Annotated in this window: 10 protein-coding genes and 1 riboswitch; of the genes, 3 read left to right on the forward strand and 7 right to left on the reverse strand. The window is 73.4% G+C overall.

Annotated features, from left to right (window positions below; translation table 11 throughout):
* The first annotated feature begins 137 nt into the window (after positions 1 to 137).
* A complete protein-coding gene (locus AC069X_RS19795) occupies positions 138 to 653 on the forward strand; it encodes a hypothetical protein (protein ID WP_478729888.1) in 516 nt (171 codons plus the stop codon).
* Between the two features lie 152 nt (positions 654 to 805).
* Here the strand turns inward: AC069X_RS19795 and AC069X_RS19800 are convergent, their stop codons facing one another.
* From AC069X_RS19800 to AC069X_RS19810, 3 genes are read right to left on the reverse strand one after another with little or no spacing between them, the layout of a single operon-like run.
* Entirely contained in the window at positions 806 to 2,308 is a 1,503-nt protein-coding gene (locus AC069X_RS19800) for a precorrin-2 C(20)-methyltransferase (RefSeq protein WP_478729889.1), read from the reverse strand.
* Positions 2,305 to 2,952, reverse strand: coding sequence for a precorrin-8X methylmutase (locus AC069X_RS19805; RefSeq protein WP_478729890.1), 648 nt, complete (start codon positions 2,950 to 2,952; stop codon positions 2,305 to 2,307). The genes AC069X_RS19800 and AC069X_RS19805 overlap by 4 nt, the downstream gene beginning before the upstream one ends.
* A 4-nt stretch (positions 2,953 to 2,956) precedes the next feature.
* On the reverse strand, positions 2,957 to 4,210 hold the full coding sequence (locus tag AC069X_RS19810) for a cobalamin biosynthesis protein CobG (RefSeq protein WP_478729891.1): 1,254 nt from the start codon (positions 4,208 to 4,210) through the stop codon (positions 2,957 to 2,959).
* Positions 4,211 to 4,556: 346 nt separating this feature from the next.
* A riboswitch (cobalamin riboswitch) is annotated at positions 4,557 to 4,656 on the forward strand.
* A gap of 53 nt (positions 4,657 to 4,709) precedes the next feature.
* Here AC069X_RS19810 and cobN point away from each other — a divergent pair.
* Both cobN and AC069X_RS19820 read left to right on the forward strand, forming a co-directional pair.
* The gene (cobN, locus tag AC069X_RS19815) at positions 4,710 to 8,354 is read left to right on the forward strand and encodes a cobaltochelatase subunit CobN (protein WP_478729892.1); all 3,645 of its coding nucleotides are present in this window, start codon (positions 4,710 to 4,712) and stop codon (positions 8,352 to 8,354) included.
* 108 nt (positions 8,355 to 8,462) lie between these two features.
* Entirely contained in the window at positions 8,463 to 10,688 is a 2,226-nt protein-coding gene (locus AC069X_RS19820; protein ID WP_478729893.1) for a terpene synthase family protein, read from the forward strand.
* A 67-nt stretch (positions 10,689 to 10,755) separates the two neighbouring features.
* Here AC069X_RS19820 and AC069X_RS19825 read toward each other — a convergent pair whose 3' ends face one another.
* The 4 genes from AC069X_RS19825 to AC069X_RS19840 form a co-directional block, all read right to left on the reverse strand.
* Positions 10,756 to 11,991 carry a GNAT family N-acetyltransferase gene (locus AC069X_RS19825; RefSeq protein ID WP_478729894.1) on the reverse strand — a complete coding sequence of 412 codons (1,236 nt, stop codon included), beginning with the start codon at positions 11,989 to 11,991 and terminating at the stop codon, positions 10,756 to 10,758.
* Positions 11,992 to 12,096: 105 nt separating this feature from the next.
* Positions 12,097 to 13,362: a YncE family protein gene (locus tag AC069X_RS19830; protein WP_478729895.1), complete on the reverse strand. Its 1,266-nt coding sequence runs from the start codon at positions 13,360 to 13,362 to the stop codon at positions 12,097 to 12,099.
* A gap of 114 nt (positions 13,363 to 13,476) precedes the next feature.
* Complete coding sequence (locus tag AC069X_RS19835; RefSeq protein ID WP_478729896.1) at positions 13,477 to 14,628, reverse strand: XdhC family protein; 1,152 nt, start codon at positions 14,626 to 14,628, stop codon at positions 13,477 to 13,479.
* A 70-nt stretch (positions 14,629 to 14,698) separates the two neighbouring features.
* Entirely contained in the window at positions 14,699 to 16,165 is a 1,467-nt protein-coding gene (locus tag AC069X_RS19840) for an NCS2 family permease (protein WP_478729897.1), read from the reverse strand.
* Between the last annotated feature and the right edge of the window lie 398 nt (positions 16,166 to 16,563).

The raw sequence follows: 16,563 nt of genomic DNA on the forward strand, positions 1-16,563 counted from the left end.
CGGCGGCCCGTACCGCGCCCCGGCCCCGGCCCGGCCCGGCGGGCATCCCACCACCCGTCGCCACCAGCGCCGATGACGGTCCGCCCGCCGGTGGCCACCGGCGGCCGCCGGCCCGTCGCACCCTCTAGGCTGAGGGAATGCGGATACGTCACTCCCTCGTCCTGATCCTCGCCGCCGCGACGTTCCTCACCGGGTGCGGCGGCAGCGGGCAGCAAGAAGCGACGCCCCGGATGTGGGAGCCCGACGACGCCCTCCAGCGGGCCGACAAGGCGCTCGGCAAGGAGGCCGGTGACGGCCGCGTCACCCAGCGCGGTACGAGCTTCCTCGCCAGTGGCCTGGACAAGAGCCTGGAGGCCGGCGGCGAGGGCCCGTACCGCTTCGACATCGCCTGCGACAGCGAGGAGCGCCCGCGGGTGAAGCTCGTCCTGTCGCGCGAGGGCGGTTCCGGGGACCGGTCGTTCGACGTGTCGTGCGGCACGGTCGGGGAGGTCACCCGGCTGAACTTCCCCGCGGGCACGGCGCTCACCGCGCACATCGAGCCCTCCGCCGAGGAGGACTCGCCCCCGGCCGGGGTGCTGTCCTGGCAGCTGCTCACCGTCGACCCCGCCGCCGTGCGGGGCTGCCCCGACGCCCTGACGGGCTGCCCGGGCTGAGCCGGCCGCGCGCGGTCGCGGCGGCCGGGGTCAGCCCGGGACCGGCCGGGGTCAGCCCGGGACCGGCCGGGGTCAGCCCGGGACCGGCCGGGGTCAGCCCGGGACCGGCCGGGGTCAGCCCGGGACCGGCCGAGGTCGGCCCGGGACCGGGCTCACGGGTAGCGGCGCGGGGTCCAGGTCACCCGGGAGCCGTCGGGCCGCCGCGTGACCTGGGTCTGCGAGGAGCCGATCAGCAGGATGGTCCGCATGTCCACCTCGGACGGGTCCAGTTCGGCCAGCGTCAGGACGCGCACCGACTGCTCCGGGCCGCCCACGTCCCGCGCGACGACCACCGGCGTCTGCGGCGCGCGCAGCTCCAGCAGCAGCTCCCGGGCCTTGGCGACCTGCCAGGTCCGGCTGCGCGAACCGGGGTTGTACAGGGCGAGCACCAGGTCGGCGGCGGCCGCCGCGCGCAGCCGCTCCGCGATGACCTCCCACGGCTTGAGCCGGTCGGAGAGCGAGAGGGTGGCGTAGTCGTGGCCCAGCGGTGCCCCGGCGGCGGCGGCCGCCGCGTTGGCCGCGGTCACACCGGGCAGCACCCGTACGGGGACGTCCGCGTACGGGGCCTGTCCGGCGACCTCCAGGACGGCGGTGGCCATGGCGAAGACGCCGGGGTCGCCGCCGGAGACGACGGCCACCCGCTTGCCGCGCCGGGCGAGGTCGAGGGCGAACTCGGCCCGCTCGGACTCCACCTTGTTGTCGGAGCCGTGCCGGACCTGGCCCGGCTTGACCGGTACCCGGTCCAGGTACGTGGTGTACCCGACGAGCACCTCCGCGTCGGCCAGCGCGCGCTTCGTCTCGGGGGTCAGCCACAGCGGCCCGGCCGGGCCGGTGCCGACGACCGCGACCTCGCCGGGCCCGGACGGCACGCTGCCCGGGTTGCCGATCCGGCTGGGCACGACGGCGACGGCGAAGTACGGGACGCTGTCCGGGTCGGTGTCCGCGAGGACCCCGGTCCGCTCCCCCTCCATGGTGGCGCGCTCGACGTAGCGGGCCTCGGCGAGCCGGCCGCTGCCCTCCATCGCCCGCCGGACGGCGGGGAAGGTGCGGCCGAGCTTCATCACGACCGCCGAGTCGGTGGCGGCGAGGCGCGCGGTGAGCTCCTCCTCGGGCAGGGTGCCGGGCAGGATCGTCAGCACCTCCTCGCCCTCCACGAGCGGGGTGCCGAGGCGGGCGGCGGCGGCGCTGACGGAGGTGACGCCGGGGATCACCTCGGCCTCGTACCGGTCGGCGAGCCGCTTGTGCATGTGCATGTACGAGCCGTAGAAGAGCGGGTCGCCCTCCGCGAGCACGGCGACGGTGCGGCCGGCGTCGAGGTGGGCGGCCAGGCGGGCGGCGGAGGCCTCGTAGAACTCCTCCATCGCGCCCTGGTAGCCGCCGGGGTGGTCGGTGGTCTCGGTGGTGACCGGGTAGACCAGCGGTTCCTCGACGTGGTCGGAGCGCAGGTGCTTCGCGGCGATCGAGCGGGCGATGGAACGGCCGTGGCGGGCGCTGTGGTAGGCGACGACGTCGGCTTCGGCGATCACCTCGACGGCCCGCAGGGTCATCAGGGAGGGGTCGCCGGGCCCGAGCCCGACACCGTACAGCTTGCCCTTCGTGTCCTGACGGATGCTCATTCCTCCTCGCTCGCGATCGCGTTGACCGCGGCGGCCGCGATGGCACTGCCACCGCGCCGGCCCCGCACGATCAGGTGGTCGAGGCCCGAGGAGTGGGCGGCGAGGGCGTCCTTGGACTCGGCGGCGCCGATGAAGCCGACGGGTACGCCGATGACGGCGGCGGGGCGCGGAGCACCCTCCTCGATCATCTCCAGCAGCCGGAACAGCGCGGTGGGCGCGTTGCCGACGGCGATCACCGAGTTCTCCAACAGGCCCCGGTCGCGCCAGACTTCGAGCGCGGCGGCGCTGCGCGTGGTGCCCATCTTCGCGGCGAGCGCGGGCACGGCCGGGTCGGAGAGGGTGCAGATCACCTCGTTGCCGGCGGGCAGCCGCTTGCGGGTGACGCCGCTGGCGACCATCTGGACGTCGCACAGGATCGGGGCGCCGGCGTGCAGGGCGGCGCGGGCGCGCAGGACGACGTCGGGGGTGTAGCCGAGGTCCTGGGGGAGATCGGTCATGCCACAGGCGTGAATCATGCGCACCGCGACCTGGGCGACCGAGGCGGGCAGCCCGGAGAGGTCCGCCTCGGCGCGGATCGTGGCAAAGGACTGGCGGTAGATCGCGGCGCCGTCCTTCTCGTACTCGAACACGGTGTACTCGCTCATTTCTTCACTGCGATGCGGGTGTCGGGGTGGTGCGGGCGGCCGTGAGGGCGGCCGCCAGAAGGTCGTGGGGCGTGGGCCGCCCGTCGAGTTCGTACCCGTCCGGGGTGGCGACCAGGTCCACCCAGGCGGTGCCGCGAGGGTGCCCGCACCGGCGGGCGCAGCCCGACCAGTGGACCGGGAGCCCGCCCGCCGTTTCCCGTACGACGGCACGCGCGTCGGCGCGTACGTCCGCGAGGGACTTGGCACAACCGGGCTTCCCCGTACAGGCGGTGACGGACTGCCAGGGGCTGTCGGGCCCGGCCACCAGGCCGGCCGCCTCGATCCGGGCGTACCCGTCGGACGGCGTGGCGGCGCCACCGCGCGGCAGGACGACGCTGCGCCACGGGGTGACGCGCAGCTCCCCGCCGGCGGCGTCGGCGACCTCGGCCAGCACCCGCCACTGGGCGGAGCCGAGCCGCCCCAGCGGGGGCAGCACGCAGAGGGCATCGCCGGGGCCGCCCGGCCGGGGCGGTTCGGCGTAGGGCCACGCCACCTCGGGCACGGGGACGGCGTCGACGCCGGCGGCGGCCAGCCGCCGGGCGAACTCCCCGCCCTCCAGGGCCTGTCCGGCGGGCAGCTCGGCGACCCGCCAGGCCCGGGTGCCGGCGGCGTCGGCGGCGTCGAGGAAGTACTCGGCGGCCAGCAGCGCGGCCCGGGGGGCGTCGCCCTCGGCCACCCCGACGGCGTCGGCCGCGGCTCCGAGGCGCAGCAGCACCTGCTCACCGCTGCCGAGCACGGTCACGTCGGGGTCGAGGGCGGCGACGTCCCCGCGCCCGTCGTCGAGGGCGAACAGGAACCGCCCGGACAGGGCCGTCGCCCGGGTGCTCGCGCACAGCAGCCGGTCCAGCTCCCGGACGCGGCGCACGACATGGGCGCCGCCCCTCGGGGACGCCACGATGTTGCGCACCCGTTCGTGGCTGGGCGCGGGCAGCAGGCCGGCACCGTCCAGCAACTCGGCGAGCCCGGCGCCGCAGCCGTCGGCGAGTCCGCGCAGCTGGACGTTGCCGCGCGAGGTGAGTTCCAGGTGCCCGTCCCCGAACCGGTCGGCGGCGAGGCCGAGCACGAGCGCCTGCGCGGCGGTGAGCAGCCCGCCCGGGATGCGGACGCGCGCCAGGTACCCGTCGTCGGCGGAATGCAGCCGCAGCGCGCCGGGGCAGGCGTCGCCGCGCTCGCGTATGACGGGTTCGTCCCGCAATGCGACGGAAGGGGGCTGGGGCATGGCCGCGAGCATACCCACGATTCCCCGCCCCCGACCTGTGTCCGTCGCCACCCCGACCAGCGGATCCGCCCCACCCGCCTCCCCCACCGCGCCCGCCCCACCACCTCCCTCCCCTCGCCCGGTGCCCGGGAAAGGGGGTCCGGCGCAACACCCCAGGGGCGCGGGCGAGGGGCGCGGCGGGGCGCGGCCCGCGCGGCGGCACCGCGCCCCACCCGCCCCGGCGGCCGCACCGGCAACGCCCCCGCCGCCCGGGGCGGGCCACGGCGGGCCCGCCCCGCCCACCCCCACTCCCGGCCAGGGAAAAGGCCGCCTAAGATGACCTTCCGACGGGCCGCTCGGCCCGTCATCGCCGAGGACGGCGACATGGGAGGAAGCCCGGTGCGATTCCGGCGCGGTCCCGCCACTGTGAACCCCGCGGAGCGATCGGCCGGGTGAGTCAGGAACTCCCGCTGTCCTCACTGCCCGGGGCGCGGAAACCCCGAGGAAGGCCTGCCGCCGCATGATCCTGCTGCTGTCGACGTCCGACACCGATCTGCTCAGCGCCCGCGCCGCGAACATCGCCGGCGGCCCCGTGCCGTACCGGTTCGCGAACCCCTCCCGCCTCCCCCTGGACGACCTGCCCGGTCTGCTCGACGGGGCCGGCCTGGTCGTCGTACGCCTCCTCGGCGGTCTCCGCGCCTGGCAGGAGGGCCTCGACGTGCTCCTCGCCGCCGGCCAGACCCGCCCTGTGGTCGTGCTGACGGGCGAGCAGGCCCCCGACGCGCAGCTGATGGAGGCCTCGACGGTCCCGATCGGCATCGCCGCCGAGGCGCACCGCTACCTCGCGCACGGCGGCCCGGCCAACCTCGAACAGCTGGCCCGTTTCCTCTCGGACACCGTCCTCCTCACCGGCCACGGCTTCGAGCCCGCCGCCGCCTCCCCCACCTGGGGCCCCCTGGAGCGCACCGCCCCCCGGGGCGACGGTCCCCGCGTCGCGGTGCTCTACTACCGCGCCCACCAGATGAGCGGCAACACCGCCTTCGTGCACGCCCTCTGCGACGCCATCGAGGCCAAGGGCGGGCAGCCCCAGCCCCTGTACGTGTCCTCGCTGCGCACCCCGGAGCCCGAGCTGCTCCAGGAGCTGTCGTCCGCCGACGCGATCGTCACCACCGTCCTGGCCGCGGGCGGCACCCGCCCGGCGACCGCCTCCGCCGGCGGGGACGACGAGTCCTGGGACGCGGGCGCGCTGGCCGGGCTCGGCGTGCCGATCCTCCAGGCGCTGTGCCTGACCGGCTCGCGCGGCACCTGGGAGGAGAACGACGAGGGCCTGTCCCCGCTCGACGCGGCCACGCAGGTCGCCGTCCCCGAGTTCGACGGCCGTCTGATCACCGTCCCGTTCTCCTTCAAGGAGATCGACGAGGACGGCCTGCCCGCCTACGTCGCCGACGCCGAGCGCGCCTCCCGGGTCGCCGGCATCGCCGTCCGCCACGCCCGGCTGCGGCACATCGAGCGCGCCGACAAGAAGATCGCGCTCGTCCTGTCCGCGTACCCCACCAAGCACTCCCGCATCGGCAACGCGGTCGGCCTCGACACCCCGGCCAGCGCCGTGGAGCTGCTGCGCCGTCTCATCGCCGAGGGCTACGACTTCGGTCCCGAGGCCGAGATCCCGGGCCTGGTGTCCGGCGACGGCGACGAGCTGATCCGCGCCCTGATCGAGGCCGGCGGCCACGACCAGGACTGGCTGACCGAGGAGCAGCTGGCCCGCAACCCCGTCCGCATCCCGGCCGCCGACTACCGGCGCTGGTTCGCGGAGCTGCCCTCGGACCTCCGCGAGAGCGTCGAGGAGCACTGGGGCGAGGCCCCGGGCAACATGTTCGTGGACCGCTCCTCGAACCCGGACGGCGACATCGTCCTCGCCGCGCTCCGCCGCGGGAACCTGCTGATCCTCATCCAGCCTCCGCGCGGCTTCGGCGAGAACCCGATCGCGATCTACCACGACCCGGACCTGCCGCCCTCGCACCACTACCTCGCGGCGTACCGCTGGATCCAGGCGGCGGCGGAGGACGGCGGTTTCGGCGCCGACGCGATGATCCACCTCGGCAAGCACGGCAACCTGGAGTGGCTGCCGGGCAAGAACGCCGGCCTCTCCGCCTCCTGCGCCCCCGACGCGGCCCTCGGGGACCTGCCGCTCGTCTACCCGTTCCTGGTGAACGACCCGGGCGAGGGCACCCAGGCCAAGCGCCGCGTGCACGCCACCCTGGTCGACCACCTGGTGCCGCCGATGGCCCGCGCGGAGTCGTACGGCGACATCGCGCGCCTGGAGCAGCACCTGGACGAGTACGCGCAGATCAGCTCCATGGACCCGTCGAAGCTGCCGGCGATCCGCGCCCAGATCTGGACCCTGATCCAGGCCGCGAAGCTGGACCACGACCTGGGGCTGGAGGAGCGTCCGGACGACGACGGCTTCGACGACTTCCTGCTGCACGTCGACGGCTGGCTGTGCGAGGTCAAGGACGCCCAGATCCGCGACGGCCTGCACGTCCTGGGCGGCGCCCCGACCGGTGAGGCCCGCGTCAACCTGGTCCTCTCGATCCTGCGGGCCCGTCAGATCTGGGGCGGCACCTCGGCCCTGCCCGGCCTGCGCGAGGCCCTCGGCCTCGACGAGTCGGCGGCGACGCGCACCGCGGCGGACACCGTCGAGGAGACGGCCCGCGCCCTGGTCCAGGCGATGGAGGACGCGGACTGGTCCCCGGACGCCGTCGCCTCGGTCTCGGCGGGCCACCCTCAGGCGGTCGCGGACGTCCTCGCCTTCGCCGCGCACGAGGTCGTCCCGCGCCTGGCCGGCACCACGGACGAGATCGCCCACGTCGTGCGCGCCCTGGACGGCGGCTTCGTCCCGGCCGGCCCGTCGGGCTCGCCGCTGCGCGGACTGGTCAACGTCCTCCCGACGGGCCGCAACTTCTACTCGGTCGACCCGAAGGCGGTCCCGTCCCGCCTGGCGTGGGAGACGGGCCAGGCCCTGGCCGAGTCCCTCCTCGCCCGCTACCGCGCCGACCACGACGACGAGTGGCCGGCCTCCGTCGGGCTCTCCCTCTGGGGCACGAGCGCGATGCGCACGGCGGGCGACGACGTGGCCGAAGCCCTCGCCCTGCTGGGTGTCCGCCCGGTCTGGGACGAGGCGTCGCGCCGCGTCACCGGCATCGAGGCGATCCCGCTGTCCGAACTGGGCCGCCCCCGCATCGACGTGACGCTCCGCATCTCCGGCTTCTTCCGGGACGCGTTCCCGCACGTGATCGGCCTCCTGGACGACGCGGTCCGGCTCGCGGCCTCCCTGGAGGAGCCCGCGGAGTCGAACTTCATCCGGGCCCACGCCCAGGCCGACCTCGCCGCGCACGGCGACGAGCGCAAGGCCACGACCCGTATCTTCGGCTCGCGCCCGGGCACGTACGGGGCCGGCATCCTCCAGCTGATCGACTCCCGCGACTGGCGCACCGACGCCGACCTGGCGGAGGTCTACACGGTCTGGGGCGGCTACGCGTACGGCCGGGGCCTGGAGGGCCGCGCGGCCCGCGACGAGATGGAGACGGCGTACAAGCGCATCACGGTGGCCGCGAAGAACACGGACACCCGCGAGCACGACATCGCCGACTCCGACGACTACTTCCAGTACCACGGCGGCATGGTGGCCACCGTCCGCGCCCTGCGCGGCACGGCCCCCGAGGCGTACATCGGCGACTCCACCCGCCCGGAGACGGTCAAGACGCGCACCCTGGTCGAGGAGACCTCCCGCGTCTTCCGCGCCCGCGTGGTGAACCCCAAGTGGATCGAGGCGATGCGCCGCCACGGCTACAAGGGCGCCTTCGAACTCGCGGCGACGGTCGACTACCTCTTCGGCTACGACGCCACGACGGGCGTGGTAGCGGACTGGATGTACGACAAGCTCACCGAGACCTACGTCCTGGACCCGGCGAACCGCGCCTTCCTGGAGGAGGCCAACCCCTGGGCCCTCCACGGCATCGCGGAACGCCTCCTGGAGGCCGAGTCGCGCGGCATGTGGGAGAAGCCGGACCCGCAGGTCCTCGAAGCCCTGCGCCAGGTCTACCTGGACACGGAGGGCAACCTGGAGGGCGATTCCGACCGGGAAGACGGCCCCGCCTTCACCTGATGCGGTGAACTCCCCCTTGTCCGGGCGACGCCGCGGGCAGGGCAGTGCTGATCTCGTGCGGGGGCCGGAGCACCGGCCCCCGCACCTTGAGGAAAGGCCGGGCCCGCAGTGACGCAGCCGTTTCGACTGCCGGAGTTCTACGTGCCGTACCCGGCGCGCCTGAACCCCCACCTGGAGAAGGCGAGGGCCCACTCCAGGCAGTGGGCACGCGCCTTCGGGATGCTGGAAGGCTCCGGCGTGTGGGAGGAGTCGGACCTCGACTCGCACGACTACGCGCTGCTGTGCTCGTACACCCACCCCGACTGCGACGAAGAGGCCCTGTCGCTGGTCACCGACTGGTACGTGTGGGTGTTCTTCTTCGACGACCACTTCCTGGAGACGTTCAAGCGCTCCCAGGACCGGGCCGGTGCCAAGGCCTACCTCGACCGGCTGCCCGCCTTCATGCCGATGGACCTGGCGGAAGGTTTCCCCGAGGCCGCCAACCCCGTCGAGGCGGGCCTGGCGGACCTGTGGGCGCGTACCGTGCCGGCCATGTCGGCGGACTGGAGGGAACGGTTCGCCCTCTCCACGAAGAACCTGCTCGACGAGTCCATGTGGGAGCTCGCCAACATCGGCATCGGGCGCGTGGCGAACCCGCTCGAATACATCGAGATGCGCCGCAAGGTCGGCGGCGCGCCCTGGTCGGCCGGCCTGGTCGAGTACGTCGCGGCGGAGGTCCCCGCGCGGGTGGCGCACTCCCGCCCGCTGGGCGTCCTGCGCGACTCCTTCTCCGACGCCGTGCACATCCGCAACGACATCTTCTCCTACCAGCGCGAGGTCGAGGACGAGGGCGAACTCTCCAACGCCGTCCTGGTGCTGGAGACCTTCCTCGGCTGCACCACGCAGCAGGCCGCCGAGATCTCCAACGACCTCATCACCTCCCGCCTCCAGCAGTTCGAGCAGACGGCCCTCACCGAACTCCCCCGCCTCTTCGCCCAGCACGCCCTGACCCCGGCGGAGATCGCGGCCGTCCTCGCCTACACCAAGGGCCTGCAGGACTGGCAGTCCGGCGGCCACGAATGGCACATGGCCTCCAGCCGCTACATGAACGAGGGCGCCAGGCCCACCGGGCGGGCGACCCTGCCCTTCCTGCCCAGCGGCCTCGGCACCAGCGCCTTCGACCTCGGCTCGGTCTTCACCCGGCGCTCCGTGGAGCTGCGCCGCCGCTCCTTCGCCCACGTCCCCTTCCAGCCGACCGGCCCGCTGCTCCTCCCCGACCTGCGGGTGCCCTACCCGCTGTCCCTCAGCCCGCACCTGGAGCACGCCCGCGAGGGCTCGGTGCGCTGGGCACGGCGGATGGGCCTGCTGGACCCGCGGCCCGGGGACCCGGGATCGGCGATCTGGGACGAACAGAAGCTGCGCGGCTTCGACTTCGCGCTCTGCTCGGCCGGCATCGACCCCGACGCGACCGCCGGGGCGCTGCTGCTCAACGCGTGCTGGCTGACCTGGGGAACGTACGCGGACGACTACTACCCGCTGGTGTTCGGGCGGACGGGGGACATCGCCGCCGCCCGGGCCACCACCGCGCGGCTGATCGCGATGATGCCGGCGGAGCCCGGCGGGGCGGTTCCGGCGCCGGCCACCGCGCTGGAACGGTCCCTCGCCGACCTGTGGGCGCGTACCGTCGCGGACCTGACGCCGGCCGGCCGCGCCGAGTTCCGGACCACCATGGTGGAGATGCTGGAGAGCTGGGTGTGGGAGGTGGAGAACCAGTTCCACCACCGGATCCCGGACCCGGTGGACTACGCGGAGATGCGCCGCCACACCTTCGGCGCCCGGATGACCATGTACATGTGCCGGCTGGGGCACGACGGCCGGGGCATCCCCGACGGGATCTACCGGACGGGCACCATCCGCTCGTTGGAGAACGCGGCGGCGGACGCCGGCGCCCTCGTCAACGACATCTTCTCCTACCGGAAGGAGATCGAGTTCGAGGGCGAGGTGCACAACCACGTCCTCGTCACCCGGAACTTCTTCGACATCGGCTACCCCGAGGCCCTGCACATCTGCCATGCGCTGCTGACGCGGCGCCTCGAGGAGTTCCGGCACGTCGTCGCGGACCAGCTGCCGGTGCTCTACGAGGACTGGCGGCTCGACGCCGGGGCGCGGGCCGGGCTCGACGCGTACGTCGGCGAGCTCCAGGACTGGCTCGCCGGGGTCGTTCACTGGCACCGGGCGACGCGCCGCTACCGCGACGAGGACCTCAGCCGGCCGGGCGACGCCCTGTCCACCGGGGTCCTGGGCAGGGGTTTCGGCATGTCGGCGGCCAGGATCGGGCCGTCCGCCCGGTCCTGAGGGGCGGCGGGGGCGGACCGCTCGCCCGCCCCCGCCGTCACGGGAGCCTCCGTCACGCGAGCCGTCGTCAGAACTCGTCCGCGGTGTGCGGCAGCAGGGCGGTGCGCAGGGCCGCGTCCAGGGCCGCTGCGGCCCCGGGCGTGTGCTCGGCCACCAGCCCGGCGGCCACCAGTTCCTCGGCCCGGGTCCCGCCCAGGTAGCAGGCGGCCAGCTCCCGTACGTCCAGGGACAGGTCGGGGGCGGCGCGCGCGGTCTCGTACGTCGCCCCGTCCGGCCCGGCCTTGAGCCGGTACCGCCCGGCGTTCGCGGGCAGCCGTGCGTCGGACAGTTCCAGTACGAGTTCCACGGGCGCGGCCCACGACCGCGCGGTCAGGGCGGCCCGTACGTCGACCAGCCGCAGCCACAGCGCCGGGTACTGGGCGGTGACCTTGACCTGGTCCCGGTCGGCGGCGAAGTGCAGGAGCGGGTCGTCGAGGGGCCGGCCCCACGCGGACACCTTGCCGGTCAGGTCGAGGGAGGCCACGCACTGCCACAGCGCGGCGGCCACCGCCGGGGTCCCGGCTTCGAGTTCGTCGACGCGGACGAGGCCGGGGCCGCGGGCGGGCGCGCCGTCGTCCTCGTGCTTGGTGCGGTAGAGGACGTAGCCGGCGACCGGTTCGCCGGGCTCGCCGAGGGCGATGATGCGGGGCGGGCCGAGCTCCTCGTCCTCCTCGTCCTGTTCGCAGAGCCACTCCTCGGTCCAGCGCGCCGCGCTCCGGGTCGGACGCCCGGCCCGGGTCCGGCGGGCGGCTTCGTGGAGGGGCCCGATGACGGTGAGGGCCTCGTCGGGGCCGACCAGGCGCAGGGGGCGCGGGTCGGGGTCGACGCGGAGGGCGAGCGGCCGGGTGGAGTCGATCTCGATGGTGGCGCCCTGGGTGGCGGGACCGTAGCCGAAGCGGCCGTAGATGGCGGCCTCGGAGGCCCACAGGACGGCGAGCGGGCTGCCGTCGGCCCCGGCGCGGCGCAGCTGTTCGTCCATCAGGGCGGTGAGGACGCCCCGGCGGCGGTGGGTGGGGGCGACGGAGACGAAGGTGAGGCCGGGGCAGGGGAGGTCGGCGCCGCCGGGGACGGAGAGGTGGAAGGGGTGGGCGGCCATGAAGCCGACGAGCGCGTCGCCGTCGTAGGCGCCGAGGCGGGAGCAGCGGGAGAGCAGGGAGTGGTGGCGTTCGCGTGTCTCCGGTTCCGGGCGGTCGTGGAAGACCAGGTAGGCGAGCTCCTGGGCGCGGTCGATGTCGGCCTCGGGTACCTCGCGGATGTCCACCATGATCGGGAGACTAATCGGTCATCGCGGACCGCTCACACCATATTGGCCGGATCTGCCCGTCCGGCCGGTCCCGCTGGCGGGTCCGGCCGGTTCCCGGGCTTGTCGTCAGCGGGTCCCGGGGCCGGTCCAGCCGGCCGGGACGTGGCCGATTCGGACTCGCTGGGGGTGGTCGCCGACGGGGACGGAGACGCGCTTGGTGCCGGTGGCGAAGTCGATGGCGGTGACCCGGTCGGATCCGCTCTCGGAGATGACGCACGCGGTGCCGTCGCCGTTGACGGTGGCCCAGTAGGGCTTGTCGGCGGGGACGAGCGGGCCTTCGGCGAGGGTGGCGCGGTCGACGACGGTGGCGTAGTCGTCCATGGTGCCCGCGATGCAGAGCTTGCCGCCGTCGGGGCTCATCGACATGCCGTGGTGGCGGGAGTCGTTGACCCACTTGGTGCGGTCGGCGGGGGTGGCGGGGTTGGCCGGGAGGGTCTTGACGCGGGTGATCCGGTCGGAGGCCACGTCGTACTCCAGGAACCCGTTGAAGAAGGAGACCTGGAAGTAGAGCTTCGACTCGTCGGGGCTGAAGGAGACCGGGCGCACGGCGTCGGAGAGGTCGCTCCGGCCGAAGGCGTCGAGGCGTTCGCGCATGTCGATGACGCGGACGGTGCGGAAGGTCTCGGTGTCGACGACGGTGATCTTCCGGTCGCCCTTCGTCCAGTCCAGCCAGGAGGCGTCGAGGGCGGAGGTGACGTCGCCGATCGAGCTGTTCCAGAGGTGGCGGCCGTCCCGGGTGAAGGTGTTCTCGTGGGGCTTGTCGCCGGTGGCGAAGGATCCGGTCTGCCGGCCGGTGGCGATGTCGAGGACGTGGACGGTGTTCGCGGTGGAGGCGGAGACGGCGACGTGGGTCCCGTCGGGCGAGACGGCCATGTGGTCGGAGCGGTACCCGGCCACCGGGAAGCGCCAGTTGATCCGTCCGGAGCGGACGTCGATGGAGACGACGTCGGCGAAGCTGGGGCGGGAGACGACGACGGCGGAGCCGTCGGGGGTGGTGTACATGTCGTCCACGAACTGGTCGTGGCCCTCGCCCGCCGTGGCGCGGACGCCGAGGAAGAAGCCGAGCTTGACGGGGTTGAGGTAGATCTCGCGGAGGCGTTCCTCCTTGTCGGGCACGACGTTGATCCGGCCGATGCGGTCGAGGTCGCCGGTGGAGGCGAGGACGTCGGCGGTGCCCTCCCAGTTGTTGCCGACGAAGAGCACCTCGCGCAGGCCCCCCTCCGGGGGCGTGGCCGCCCGGGACGCGGGGCCGAGTGCGGCCGCGAGGCCCGCCAGCGCCAGGGCGCAGGTCAGGCGGAGGGTGCGTGCTGGGGTACGGCCGGTCCGGGACATCCGCTCAACTCCGATACGGGGAAGCGCTGTTACCGGCCGGTAAAATAGGCGGGACGAGAAGAAGGCGCAACCCCCGGGAGGGGTGCGCCTTCTGTCACGTCACGGGGTGCCCCTTCAGGCGACCGAACCGATCCTGCCGATCACCGTGTTCGAGGTGTCGTGGTGGATCGGGATGTGCGCGCCGGTCAGCGCGGCCCCGCTGCCGCCGCGGCGGTTCGCGACGATCTCGGCGGCTATCGACAGCGCGGTCTCCTCCGGGGAGCGGGCGCCGAGATCGAGGCCGATCGGGGAGCGCAGGCGGGCCAGTTCGAGCTCGGTCACACCGACTTCGCGGAGCCGCTCGTTGCGGTCCTCGTGGGTGCGGCGGGAGCCCATGGCGCCGACGTAGGCGACGGGGAGCTTGAGGGCCAGTTCGAGGAGCGGTACGTCGAACTTGGCGTCGTGGGTGAGGACGCAGAGCACGGTCCGGCCGTCCACCCGGGCGGTCTCCAGGTAGCGGTGCGGCCAGTCGACCACGATCTCGTCCGCCTCGGGGAAGCGCTTCTTCGTGGCGAAGACGGGCCGCGCGTCGCACAGCGTCACGTGGTAGCCGAGGAACTTGCCGATCCGCACCAGGGCGGAGGCGAAGTCGATGGCACCGAAGACGATCATCCGCGGGGGCGGGACGCTGGACTCGACCAGGACCTTGAGCGGCTCTCCGCAGAGCCGGCCGTCCGCGCCGATCTCCAGCACGCCGGTCTTGCCGGCGTCCAGCATGGCGCGGGCTTCCTCGGCGATGGTGCGGTCCAGCTCGGGGTGGCCGCCGAAACCGCCCTCGAAGGAGCCTTCGGGACCGACGAGCAGGGCGCGGCCCATCAGCTCGGCCGGGCCTTCGGCGATCCTGGCCACCGTGGCGGCCTCGCCCCGGGCGGCGGCGCGCAGCGCCGTGGCGAGCACCGCCCGCAGGGGAGAGCCCACGGGGACCGGGGTGACCAGGATGTCGATGATGCCGCCGCAGGTCAGGCCCACGGCGAAGGCGTCGTCGTCGCTGTACCCGAAGCGCTCCCGGACGGTCTCGCCGTCCTCGATCGCCTGCCGGCACAGTTCGTACACCGCGCCCTCCACGCATCCGCCGGAAACCGATCCGATGGCCGTGCCCTCGCCGTCGACGGCGAGTGCGGCCCCGGGCTGCCGGGGAGCGCTCCCGCCGACCGCCACGACGGTGGCGACGGCGAAGTCACGTCCCTGCTCGACCCACCGGTTCAGTTCCTCGGCGATGTCCAGCATGTTCGGCCTCCTCGGAGAGGTGTGGGTTTCCAGTATCGGATGCGTGGAGGGTCAGGGGGTGGGGTCCGGCTCAGTGGACGCCGAGCCAGCCCTCAATGGGTTCGAGCGCGAAGAACACGACGAAGATCGCGGTCAGGGCCCACATGAAGCCACCGATCTCGCGGGCCTTGCCCTGGGCGAGCTTGATGACGACGTGCGCGATGACACCGGCGGCGACACCGGGGGTGATCGCGTAGGTGAACGGCATGATCACCACGGTGAGGAAGACGGGCACCGCGGTGGCCGCGTCCGCCCAGTCCACGTGACGTGCGTTCTGCATCATCATCGCGCCGATGACCACCAGGGCGGCCGCCGCGACCTCACCGGGAACGATCTGGGTGATCGGGGTGAAGAAGATGCACGCGGCGAAGAACAGACCGGTCACCACGGAGGCGAGGCCCGTGCGGGCGCCCTCGCCGACACCCGTGGCCGACTCGACGAACACCGTCTGGCCACCGCCACCCGCGACACCGCCGATCGCACCGCCGGCGCCGTCGATGAACAGGGCCTTGGACAGGCCGGGCATCCGGCCCTTGTCGTCGGCCAGCTTGGCCTCGGTGCCGACACCGATGATGGTCGCCATCGCGTCGAAGAAGCCGGCGAGCACCAGGGTGAAGACGATCATGCCGACCGTCATCGCGCCGACCTCGCCCCAGCCGCCGAATTCGACCATGCCGAAGAGCGAGAAATCGGGCATCGAGACGGCGGAGCCCTCGAGGGTCGGGGCGCCGCTGGCCCAGGCCTTGGCCGGGATGTCCACGATCAGGTTCAGGATGACCGCGAGGACGGTGCCGCCGACGATGCCGATCAGGATCGCGCCGGGGACCTTGCGGGCCTGCAGGGCGAAGATGAGCAGGAGCGTGACGCAGAAGAGCGCGACGGGCCAGCCGGCCAGCTCACCGGCCGGGCCGAGGACGACGGGGCCGCCACCGGGAGCCGGGTTCTCGTGCACGAAGCCGGACTTCACCAGACCGATGAAGGCCACGAACATGCCGATGCCCATGGTGATCGCGTGCTTGAGCGCGAGCGGGATCGCGTTCATGATCATCTCGCGGAGGCCGGTGACGACCAGGAGACAGATCACGACGCCGTACATGACGCACATCGCCATGGCCTGGCCCCAGGTCATGGCCGGGGCGACCTGCGAGGCGAGGACACCCGAGACGGAGAGTCCGGCCGCCAGGGCGAGCGGCACCTTGCCGACGAAGCCCATGAGGAGCGTGGTCACGGCGGCCGCGAAGGCGGTGGCCGTGATGAGAGCCTTCTGGCTCAGGGTGTCTCCGGCGACGTCCTTGCCGGAGAGGATCAGCGGGTTGAGCAGGAGGATGTACGCCATCGCCATGAAGGTCGTGACGCCGCCACGAATTTCATTGCCGACGTTCGACCCTCTATGGGTGATGTGAAAGTAACGGTCGAGCCAAGAACGCCCGGCGGGGTTCAGAGAGCCGTCGCCGGCCTCTTCCGCGGTGGTCTTGGGCTCCACAGACGACTGGGTCATGGTGCCTAACTCCCAAGGTTCAAAGGGGCACCCGCATAAAGATTGGAGACACGGGATTTGGGAAACTGCGTTGGCTGCACGACCCGGGGTGACGGCCCGAGGCGACGCGAATGTGCACTGCGTGTACTGCGGGTAGTGCGGGGGTGACCGCTGGTACTACGTGGGGGTTTTCGCAGGGGTTCTGCAAGTGACGGGAACCGCGAGCGGTGCGGTGCCGCGTACTTCGTGATCCGGGCGGTGCGACTGGAAGTGTGACGTTCCCGTGTCACACCGCCCGGAAGTCCGAGGGGGGTCCGGGGGGGCCCCCGCCCCCCGACCCCCCCCCCCCCAAAGGGTCCCGGGGGGGGGTCTCGAACGAACCGCGGTCTTTTTGGGTTCCAAACCCTCGCCCTCCGGAG

The organism is Streptomyces sp. NPDC043896 (assembly GCF_056435605.1).